A 2,210-nucleotide genomic window follows, 5' to 3' on the forward strand; every position below is an offset into this window, starting at 1 on the left:
ATAGGCACTAGCTGACTTCAGTAGCGCCATCCACTGCAATTCATCCAAGGTGGTGCCTACATAGTTAGGGGAAGGCAAGAGGATAAAATACTTGACGTCCAAAATGCGAGTGGTTTTGTCTGCCCGTTCCAACAGTCGGCCAATCTGCCCAAAGTGCCAACCTTCGTTATGGCTCATGGTAGCATCCATCAAGCCTTGAAACAGGTGGCTCGCCAGCTTAACGTTGGTAAAAAATTCACTCGGCGATTCTAGGGGACGATCGGCCGCACCCTTCACCATTAAGTAAAAGCTGTTAACTTGCTGCCACATCTCGGAGGAAATAATTTCTCGGATAGAGCGAGCATTTTCCCTGGCTGCCCGTAGACACGACAGGATGGAATTAGCGTAGTCATCATCAAAGGTCAAAAACTGGATTACCTTCTCAGCGGTTGCACTGCCGTAGCGTTCTTGAAACAGGGGCAAGTCACCGGTTGTCAGTACAATTGGTTCCCATTGCTGGTCGCTGCTGGTGGGGTTGTCCATCAACATGGTTAGGTTCACGTCAACGAAGCGGGCAACATTTTCGGCTCGTTCCACATAGCGGTTCAGCCAAAAAATTGAATCAGCAACACGACTCAGCATGATGAAACTATCTACTGTAACCGTAAGATTTGGTCTCCCATAACTATACCGGAGTCGTTACAAATCTTGAAGCTCCTTAGAGTCCAGGGAGCGGGTTTTGGCTGGCACTACGGTTCAATTTCAACCTTCTCGTTGGTGGTGACGACTGCTTCCACAGTCACTTTTTGAGTTTCAGGGTTGATATTCGTGATTGCCCAGCGTAGCAAATCACCCCGGCGTTCCAACTCAGCGATGATCTCTCGCTGAAGATCTGCGGGTGACTCTTGCCAGTCCATTTCTGCTTCGATAAAGTGCGTGGTCATGGTATTGTCCTCTTGCTAGTTTTTTACTTGTTTTGAAATTGCCCAAACTGTAATTCGTAGACGGTATCTTCCTGCTCAGTTTCAATTTTTAGGTGCGATCGGGCATAGGCTACACACAACAACACATAGCCCTGAGCCTGAAGTTCTGGGCTAATACCCATGCTGTCACGCTGGTCTACCTCACCCTCAAGAATCTTAGCGGCGCAGGTAGTACAAACCCCAGCATTGCAAGAACTGGGTAAATCGATGCCAGCACCGTGGGCAGCACGCAGGATCTTCTTGTCATCAGGCACTTCAATGGTATAACTCTGTCCTCGATGTAAAAATTCAACAGTATAGGTGTTTGCCATGATCGACGTAGCCTTGTCACTTGAACGGGGTTATTTTAACTTGGTTGCTCAGGAAAGTCTTGCTTGAGGATAGGTCAGTAGCTGAACGCTTTGCAATCCTAGAAATTAATCTAGCGCCCTATCATAACAGCGACATGAACCACTGCTGACAGCAGCACGTCACGCGGTTACGTTGACTGCATCTGGGACAATAGCTGAAGGCTCTGTGGACTCTGCTGCAACAGGCTCTGTCGGCTCTGCTTCAGCGGGTGCGTTTTCTATCTCTGGCTCATCAGGAATTCCCAACAGGTCACGATATAGCTTGTCATAAGCTTTGGCCGATTTTGTCCAGCTAAAGTCCATCTTCATGGCCCGTTCTTGTAGGGCTTGCCAAGCATCACGGTACCGGAAGCCTTCCCAAGCTCTTACCATGCAGGTGAATAAGTCTAGGGGTTCATAGCGATCGAAGCAATATCCCGTGCCTGTACCATCCATCGGCTCATGATGACTGACGGTATCTACCAAGCCTCCAGTTCGCCGCACAATGGGAATACATCCATAGCGCATGGCTAGCATTTGGCTAATGCCGCAGGGTTCAAACCGAGAGGGCATCAGGAAGGCATCACACCCACCATAGATGCGACGAGATAGGGCATCGCTTTGAAGCAAATAGACAGCCATGCGTCCTTTGTAACGGGCTGCCAGTTCCCACATCTGGGTTTCGTAGTAGCGATCGCCTGTACCCAACAAAATGAACTGTGAATCTGTGTAAGCCATGAACCGATCTAGGATTTGAATTACCAGATCCAAGCCCTTTTGTTCTACTAATCGCGATACCATGCCTACTAGAAAACTGCGAGAGTTGACCTCTAGTCCGACTTCCTCTTGCAGGGCAATTTTGTTGGCCCGGCGCTTGTCTAGGGTCTCTACTGAAAAGTTTTCTAGCAGGTAGCGATCG

General features: G+C 49.0%; 4 protein-coding genes. All 4 read right to left on the bottom strand.

Going from position 1 to position 2,210, the window contains the following annotated elements; genetic code table 11:
• On the bottom strand, positions 1-621 hold a 621-nt coding region (locus NZ772_17755), incomplete at its 3' end, for an alpha-E domain-containing protein (GenBank protein MCS6815401.1).
• Positions 622-728: 107 nt separating this feature from the next.
• Complete coding sequence (locus NZ772_17760) at positions 729-923, bottom strand: hypothetical protein (protein MCS6815402.1); 195 nt, start codon at positions 921-923, stop codon at positions 729-731.
• Positions 924-946: 23 nt separating this feature from the next.
• Positions 947-1,273 carry a 2Fe-2S iron-sulfur cluster-binding protein gene (locus NZ772_17765; GenBank protein ID MCS6815403.1) on the bottom strand — a complete coding sequence of 109 codons (327 nt, stop codon included), beginning with the start codon at positions 1,271-1,273 and terminating at the stop codon, positions 947-949.
• Between the two features lie 159 nt (positions 1,274-1,432).
• Positions 1,433-2,210, bottom strand: a 778-nt coding sequence (locus NZ772_17770; GenBank protein ID MCS6815404.1) for a glycosyltransferase, incomplete at its 5' end; no start/stop codon positions are given.

The organism is Cyanobacteriota bacterium (assembly GCA_025054735.1).
Classification (GTDB): Bacteria; Cyanobacteriota; Cyanobacteriia; order SKYG9; family SKYG9; genus SKYG9.

Coding starts and splice junctions, on each gene's coding strand:
- NZ772_17760 (MCS6815402.1), bottom strand. CDS start 923: ATGACCACGCACTTTATCGAAGCAGAAATGGACTGGCAAGAGTCACCC.
- NZ772_17765 (MCS6815403.1), bottom strand. CDS start 1,273: ATGGCAAACACCTATACTGTTGAATTTTTACATCGAGGACAGAGTTAT.